5 protein-coding genes are annotated in these 7842 nt (G+C 66.4%); 2 read left to right on the top strand and 3 right to left on the bottom strand.

Annotation, left to right across the window (positions count from 1 at the left end):
* Positions 1–1765: efflux RND transporter permease subunit (locus JOY90_RS14155; RefSeq protein ID WP_291691741.1), on the top strand; the 1765-nt coding region annotated here is incomplete at its 5' end.
* Between the two features lie 9 nt (positions 1766–1774).
* Here the strand turns inward: JOY90_RS14155 and JOY90_RS14150 are convergent.
* The 3 genes from JOY90_RS14150 to JOY90_RS14140 form a co-directional block, all read right to left on the bottom strand.
* Positions 1775–2689 carry a site-specific DNA-methyltransferase gene (locus JOY90_RS14150; RefSeq protein WP_291691740.1) on the bottom strand — a complete coding sequence of 305 codons (915 nt, stop codon included), beginning with the start codon at positions 2687–2689 and terminating at the stop codon, positions 1775–1777.
* A 117-nt stretch (positions 2690–2806) separates the two neighbouring features.
* On the bottom strand, positions 2807–4414 hold the full coding sequence (locus JOY90_RS14145) for a glycosyltransferase family 39 protein (RefSeq protein WP_367276932.1): 1608 nt from the start codon (positions 4412–4414) through the stop codon (positions 2807–2809).
* Between the two features lie 267 nt (positions 4415–4681).
* Positions 4682–5356 (bottom strand): Crp/Fnr family transcriptional regulator, encoded by a 675-nt coding sequence (locus tag JOY90_RS14140; RefSeq protein WP_291691739.1) that lies wholly within the window; start codon positions 5354–5356, stop codon positions 4682–4684.
* A gap of 172 nt (positions 5357–5528) precedes the next feature.
* Between JOY90_RS14140 and JOY90_RS14135 the strand changes: the two genes are divergently transcribed.
* The gene (locus JOY90_RS14135; RefSeq protein ID WP_291691738.1) at positions 5529–7553 is read left to right on the top strand and encodes an AsmA family protein; all 2025 of its coding nucleotides are present in this window, start codon (positions 5529–5531) and stop codon (positions 7551–7553) included.
* The last annotated feature ends 289 nt before the right edge of the window (positions 7554–7842 follow it).

Here is a 7842-nt window from a genome sequence, read left to right as displayed (position 1 = left end):
CATCACCGTCTCGGTGCAGGTGTTCTTCACGCTGCTGGCGGCGCGCTTCGTCACGCCGATGCTCGCGGCCTATTTCCTCAAGCACCACGACCATGACGACCCGCCGCCGGGGCGGATCCTCAACACCTATCACACCATCGTCTCCTGGTCGGTGCGGCACTATCTGATCACCATCCTGATCGGCTTCGGCATCTTCGCCGCCTCGATCTGGAGCATCACGCTATTGCCACAGGGCTTCCTGCCGGCGCAGGACACCGCGCGCTCGCTGCTCGCGATGGAGCTGCCGCCGGGCTCGCAGCTCGAATTCACCGAGCAGGTCACCGAAGACATTGTGGCGCGCCTGCGCAAGCGGCCCGATGTCAAGAGCGTGTTCGTGGACGGCGGCCGGGTGCCGCCCGGCACGCTGGAGGTGCGCCGCGCCGCGCTGATCATCAACTACACGCCAAAGGGCAGCCGCAGCATCACCCAGCGCGAGCTCGAGCTCTCGATCGCCAAGGAGCTGGAGACCGTCCCCGACATCCGCTTCTGGTTCCTCGACGAGAACGGCCTGCGGGCGATCTCGCTCGTCGTCACCGGCACCGACAGCAACATCGTCAACAACGTCGCCAACGAGCTGGCGACGCAGATGAAGCGGGTCCCGATCATCTCCGACGTGATCGCGGAGACCTCGCTGGAGCGCCCCGAGCTGCGCATCCTGCCGCGCGCCGATCTCGCGGCCCGCCTCGGCGTCTCGACCGAGAGCCTGTCGCAGACCGTCCGCGTCGCCACCATCGGCGACGTCGGCCCCGCGCTCGCCAAGTTCGACGCCGGCGACCGGCTGGTGCCGATCCGCGTCCAGCTCGAGGATTCCGCACGCGGCAATCTGCGCACGCTGGAGCAGTTGCGGGTGCCGCTCGGCGAGCACGGCGAGAAGGGCGGCGTGCCGCTGTCGGTCATCGCCGACATCAAGCTCGACCAGGGCCCGACCAGCATCAACCGCTACGACCGCGAGCGGCAGGCCACCGTGGCGGCCGACCTGGTCGGCGCCGCGGCGCTGGGCGACGCCACCAAGAAGATCGGCGAGCTGCCGGTCATGAAGAGCCTGCCCAAGGGCGTCAAGGTCAGCCCCTCCGGCGACGCCGAAAGCCTCAACGAATTGTCCGACGGCTTCGCCACCGCCATCACCGGCGGGTTGATGATGGTCTATGCGGTGCTGGTGCTGCTGTTCGGCACCTTCCTGCAGCCGATCACCATCCTGTTCTCGCTGCCGCTCTCGATCGGCGGCGCGATCGCCGCGCTGCTGTTGACCGGCAAGCAGCTCACGACGCCGGTGTGGATCGGCATCCTGATGCTGATGGGCATCGTCACCAAGAACGCCATCATGCTGGTGGAGTTCGCAATCGAATCGATCCACGCCGGCACGCCGCGCCACGAGGCGATCATCGACGCCGGCATGAAGCGCGCCCGCCCGATCGTGATGACCACGATCGCGATGGCGGCCGGCATGATGCCGAGCGCGCTCGCGGTCGGCGCCGGCGGCGAGTTCCGCTCGCCGATGGCGCTCGCAGTCATCGGCGGCCTGATCTTCTCGACCATCCTGTCGTTGGTGTTCGTGCCGGCGATGTTCATGGTGATGGACGACATCGGCACGCTGATCTGGCGCTTTGGCAGAAGGCTCGTGGTGTCGCATGCCGATGACGAGCATGCCGAGCGCGACCACCATGCAGCCCCGCCAAAGCCGGTCCAGATGCCACCGGCACTCGCGCATCCGCCGGCGGCGGAGTAGCTTGCAGGCCTATTGGATGTGAGCGTCGGCGAGCGCGGGATGGCCTGACCAGTCCTCGCCCTCGATCAGCATGTGCTCGACAATCTTGGCGGCTGGCCCATCGATCTGCGCGAGCTGCCGCCGGAAATAGCTGGGCAGCATCGCGTCCGCGTCGGTCGAGATCGAATGCCGGCCCGTCTCGATCGCGACGCGGGCGGTCACGCCGCTGCCGGCGAAGAAATCCAGCACCGTCGAGCCCGGATAGGACAGCGCCCGCACCAGGCGCTCGATCAGCGCCTTCGGCTTCTGCGTCGGATGGCCGACGCGCTCCCGTGAATTGCCGTTGAGCCGCGGGATGCGCCAGACATTGGTCGGGTTGATGCCCATGTCGAGCCGGTCCGCATTGAGCCGCCGGTCGCGCTTGTAGCGCGCCAGCGTTTCCGCATCGAGCGGGATCCTGACCGCGTCGAGATCGAAATGATAGACGGGCGTCCGCGCGAACCAGGCGATCTCCTCATGCCGGTTGGCGAAGAAGCGATGCGCGCCGACGCCGTTGGGATAGTTCCAGACGATCAGGTTGACCAGCCGCATCGCGCTGTGCCGCCGCAGCCAGCCGATCAGGCTGAGCAGGTCGCCGCTGCCGGCCTCGCTCTGGTATTGCAGACCACCGAACAGCACGAAATTGCCCGAGGGCTTAAGCACGCGCTCGACTTCGGCCAGCCATTGACCGGCCCAATCGACATAGTCGGCGAGGTCGTCCCAGGCCGCGACATTGATGTTGTAGGGCGGATCGCAGATCACGAGCTGGATCGAGCCCGAGGGAATCCGGCGCAGCGTCTCGAGGCAATCGGAGACCGCGACGATATGCGCGCTCGGCGCGGACGCAGGCGCCGGCGTTGTGCGGGCCGAGGAATGCGGCAGCCCGAGCTTCCGCAGCCGGTTCATCCCGATATGACCGGCGTTGCGATGCGACCTGTTCGACATCTTGTGCCAAAACCAACCGCGCCGGCGCCAATCTATTCCGCGCCTTCGCGCGGTCAATCGCCGCGCCGTCACCCGACGTCAGTATTGCCGGCGTCGGGCGCTGAAGTCCTGGGCGATGCCGCGGCCGGGCACCGGCGGCGGCATCGTATCCGAGGCAGGCGGTACGACGAATGCCGTAAAGCGCTGGCTGGCGCCCGTCTCGCCCCAGAGCGCCGATTGCACGACGAAATCGGACTTGACGAACTGCTCGGCGCGCCTGGCAACGCTCTCGATCGAGTTCACGCAATCGGCGTCCTCGACGTAGCACAGCGCTGCCCAGCCCTTCGCGAAGCCGGCTCCGTCCGGCAACTGCAGGGTATGCGGATGCACCAGCCGCACGTCGTAGCTCGGATGATCGGGGCTGTAGAAGGCGAGCGCGAAGGCCAGGCCGTCGTCACCGCCGGCGGCCGGGAGGGAGGTCTCCGACCAGGCGTGCCATTGCCGGGTCAGTTCGGCCGCGGCCTGCCGATAGAAGTTGCGCCCCTCGCTCAGCGGATGTTGATTCCGGTACAGCGCATGCGCCGGCGCCGCGACGAAAACCGCGAAGAGACCGATGCCGAGCGCGGCCGCCGCCAGGTTCACGGTATGGAAGCGCAGGATCGGCCCCTTCGTGCCGGCGACGATCAGGATCACGAACAGGAAAACGCCCTGCAGCGCCCAGAGCGGGAGCATGTCCGTGCCCACGACCACCGAGGTGATCGCCGGAAAGGCGACGGTGCCGATGCTGATGCAAAGCAGCAGCCGCAGGCTGGAAGGCATGGCGCGGAAATCCCAGCGCGGAGCCATCAAGGCACAGATCGCCGCCGGCACCGCCACCAGCGCGCCGATGCCGAGCACGAAGATCAGCACCTCGTGCAGCGATGCGGCGAGGGATTTGCCGGCGTGATAGGCCAGCGCATAGGTGAACGGCTGCGCTCCGGTCACGGCCAGCCAATGGATGTGCGGCGCGAGCGCCACCAGCGTGGTGCCGGCCGTAACCCAGGGCGCCCAGGACAGGAAATAGGTGCGGCGTTCCGGATGACAGATCGCGGCCACAGCAAAGCTCGCGAGCAGGAACACCGAATAGTACTTGCCGAGCATGGCGAGCGCCGCCGAGGCGCCCGCCGCGGCCGCCCATCGAAGCGCGCGTGTCTCGAACGAGCGCAGGAAGCACCAGGTCGCGAGCGGCCAGGTCGCCAGCAGCACGGTATTGGCGTTGAAGCGCTGCGCATGGAACTGGTAGATCGGCAGCAGCATCAACAGCGAAAGCACGATCACGCGCTTGTCGCCGGAGACGAAGCGCCGCGACACCAGGTCGACCATCCACAGCGCAATCGCCGCATTCACGATCGCCATGAGCTGGAACGACCAGTTGGTGAGCGGGAAGACCGATGTCCATGCGCGTGCCACCCACCCCATCAGCGGCGGATGCTTGGAATTGCCCCAGTCGAAGCTGCGGCCGAGCGTCCAAGTCTCCAGCACGTCCTGGTGCAGGTCGCCGCCGGTGTAGGCGATCGCCAGGAAGGCCCACCAGATCGCGACGAATCCGATCAACATCAGCGGAATCGCCCAGCCCGCCTCGATTCCGTCGAGCCAGACCTGAAACGGTTTTCGCCAGCGCGCGGGCGTCCCCTCCGCGCGCGCTGCCATCACCGATAACGCAACCACCTATCGCTCCCCAAACGCGCGCAGCAGGTACGCAGACGTCGTTCCCCATTCGCGCGGCGAATGGCGGCCCCGATCACGCGCTGCTGATCAACTCGTTCAGGTTCATTACAAACCGTTCATGTCGGGAATGGTCAACAAGAATGTCTCAAATAAGAATCTTTCTAAACGCCGCGTCCCCACTCGTGGCGGCATCAGGAATGCCGCCAAAATGGCGGATTCCACACGAGTGCGCGCAGCGCGTGTGCACCTCGGTCTTTTCCGCGAGCGCTATTCGTTGCGGGCGATCGTCGTCAGCCGCGTCAGATTCTGCAGCAGAATGCGGCCGCGCTGCAGATCCAGGATGCCGTCCTTGCGCCAGGACTGAAGCTGCCGGTTGACGCTCTCGCGCGCGGCGCCGACGAAGATGCCGAGTTGCTCCTGCGAGATGTGCACCTCGGAGCCGAAATCGGCGGCCAGCGCGACAAGACGTCGCGCAAGCCGCACCGGCAGGGGCTGCAGCATCGATTCCTCCATCCGCTCGCTCTGCCAGCGGATGCGCTGGCAGAGCAGCATGATGATCTTGATTGCGACCTTCGGCTCGCGCTCGAGGAAGCTCAGGAAATCCTCACGCCGCAGCACGAATAATTCGCTTGTCTCGCCCGCGGTCGCATCCGCCGTGCGGCTCTGTCCGTCCAGCACGGCGACCTCGCCGAACAGATCACCCGGTCCCATGAAATTCAGCGTCAGCCGGCTGCCGTCGGAGGCACCGGTCTCGATCCGGATCTGTCCCCGCCGCACGCCGAACAGGGCATCGCCGGCATCGCCCTTCTGGAACAGGACCTCGCCCGTCGCCAGATGCTCGGTATGGCAAAGGGTCGCGAGCCGCTGCAATTCGTCAGGGCCTAGATCCGCGAACATCGGGTTCATTTTCAGGATGACCGCAAATTCGGCCTGTTTGCTCATTGCAATGCCCTTAACTGCTACACAACGAAGAACTGTGTCATAAGTCACATAACTTTGCAGCTCCCTTGAATATTTTTGGGGCCCTTTTTGAGCGCGGCCTCCCTTTCGGAGGTAAGCTCGAGAGATTGGCTTGGCTTGACAGGGACTGAAGGGCCTGCCCGGGAATGTCGACATGAAAGCACTGAAAATCACCGGCGCCGCGATCGGCGTGGTCATCGTCGTCCTCGCGCTCGTGTTGATCGTCGGGGTTCCCTCCGGCTTCCTGACGTCTATGATCCAGGACCGCGCCGAGCGGGCCACCGGATACCGGCTGACCATCGACGGCACCACCAAGGTGAGCCTGTGGCCGTCGCTCAACGTCACCCTCACCGATCTCACACTGCAGGATCCGAAGGACCGCGAGGGCCTGCACCGCATCACCGTCGCCAGCCTGACGGCCGACATGACGCTGTCGAGCGTGTGGTCCGGCCATCCCGAGATCAGCGAGCTGATCGTCAACAAGCCGGTGCTCTACCGGCCGCTGCTGCGCGAGCGTGATCGCGACCGCGCCGTGCCTGTCACCAGCGTTCCGGCGGACGAGGCAGATCATTTCTCCATCGAGCACATCAAGCTGGTCGACGGCACCATCGTGGCCTCGAATGCCCGTGACCATGTCGAGGCCCGCATCGAGGCGATCAATGCCGGCGTCACCATCGATCCCGACCGCAAGATCAAGGTGACGGGCACGGCGCGCGCGGCCGGCAATCCGATCAAGTTCGATCTCGGCGCGACCCCACCTCCGCCGCCGGTCGGGCACCAGAACATGCCGGTCGAGTTGTCGCTCGACGCGCCCGGCCTGTTACACGGCCCGCTCACCGCGCGCGCCGAGGTCCGGCTCAACGGCCCGCTCGTCATGATCAACAGCCTGAGCGGCAATCTCGGCGACGGCGCCTTCAACGGCTGGGCCTCGGTCGACGTCGCGAGTAAGCCGCTGGTGAAGGTCGATCTCGACTTCCAGCGATTCGAAATTGGCGCCGCTGCGTCGGGCACCCAGGTGACGCGAACCTGGAGCGATGCGCCGATCGACCTGATCCGGCTGAACTATGTCGACGCCCAGATCAAGATTTCGGCCGCGGAGGCCAGTATCGACCAGGCGCGATTCGCGCCGGCCGAGATCGACGCCACGCTCGCCGCCGGCGTGCTGAAGGCGTCCTTCCCCAATCTCGGCACCTATGGCGGGCAGTCCTCCGGCGAGATCATCGTCGATGCCTCGAGCGGCAACCCGGTCTATGCGATGCATTGCGACCTCGTCGGCGTGCGCGCCCTGCCGCTGCTGTCGGGGCTTGCCGATTTCGACAAGATCGACGGCAAGATGCAGGCCAAGATCGCCGCGCGCACCACCGGCGCGAGCCAGCGCGCCATCATGGCGAACCTGTCCGGCAACGCCTTCCTGAACTTCCAGGACGGCCAGATCCGCGGCCTCAATGTCGCGCAGATGATCCGCTCGCTGACCGCGAGCCCGTTGTCGGGCTGGCAGGAGCAGCAGGAGCAGGCCACCGACCTGAGCCAGCTTTCCGCCTCGTTCAAGATCGACCGCGGCCAAGCCGTCACCACCGATCTCAATCTGGTTGGCCCGCTGGTCAAGGTGACCGGCACCGGCACCATCGACCTCGGCACCAAGATGCTCGGCTTCCGCGTCGAGCCCAAGCTCGTGCTGACCACCCAGGGCCAGGGCCGCACCTCCGATCCCGTCGGCTTCGGCGTGCCGGTCCTGATCGACGGGCCGTGGGAACAGCCGCGCATCTATCCCGACATGGCCGGCATCTTCGACAACCCCGATGCGGCCTACGCCAAGCTCAAGGAGATGGGCAAAGGCCTGTTCAACGGCAACAATGCCGGCGCGCTCGGCGGGCTGTTGAACGGCCTGTCCGGCCTGACCGGGAATCAGTCCAACAGCAGCGGCACGCCCGGCGGCAATCCGAACAGCGATTCGCTGGGCGGCCTTGGCCAGACCCTGGGCGGCCTGATCCAGCAGGGCCTGGGCGGAGGCCGAAACCGCAGCATCCCAAGCCGCAGCGACGACGCAGGCACCGCCTCCCAGCCCGCGCCCGCCCCGCCGCCGCAGGCCGCCGAGAACGAGGCCGGCCAACCGTCCACCCAGGACAGCCAGCCGATGAACGACGTGCTGAAGCAGCTGTTCAACCGGTCGCCGAACTAGGCCTTGAGGCCCAATGCGTCCGCAATCACCTCCCCCGCGTGCGAGGGAGGTCGACGCGCTCGTAGAGCGCGCCGGGTGGGGCTCTTGGCGCCGCGACCACAACTGGCAGTTCCCGAGCCGCGCTCCCTCCCCAGCCCTCCCCCGCAAGCGGAGGGCAATCGCATATGGAGGGCTATCGCATATGGGACGAGTGGAGCGGTTGGGCTCACCCTCCCCTGGAGGGGGAGGGTCGGCACGCGATCGAGCGAAGCGAGATGCGTGCCGGGGTGGGGTGACGGTCTCTCCGTAT

The organism is Bradyrhizobium sp., from assembly GCF_019242285.1.
Lineage (GTDB): Bacteria > Pseudomonadota > Alphaproteobacteria > Rhizobiales > Xanthobacteraceae > Bradyrhizobium.
The sequence above is the reverse complement of the archived record's forward strand: the minus strand, read 5'-3'. Positions and strand labels throughout refer to the sequence as shown.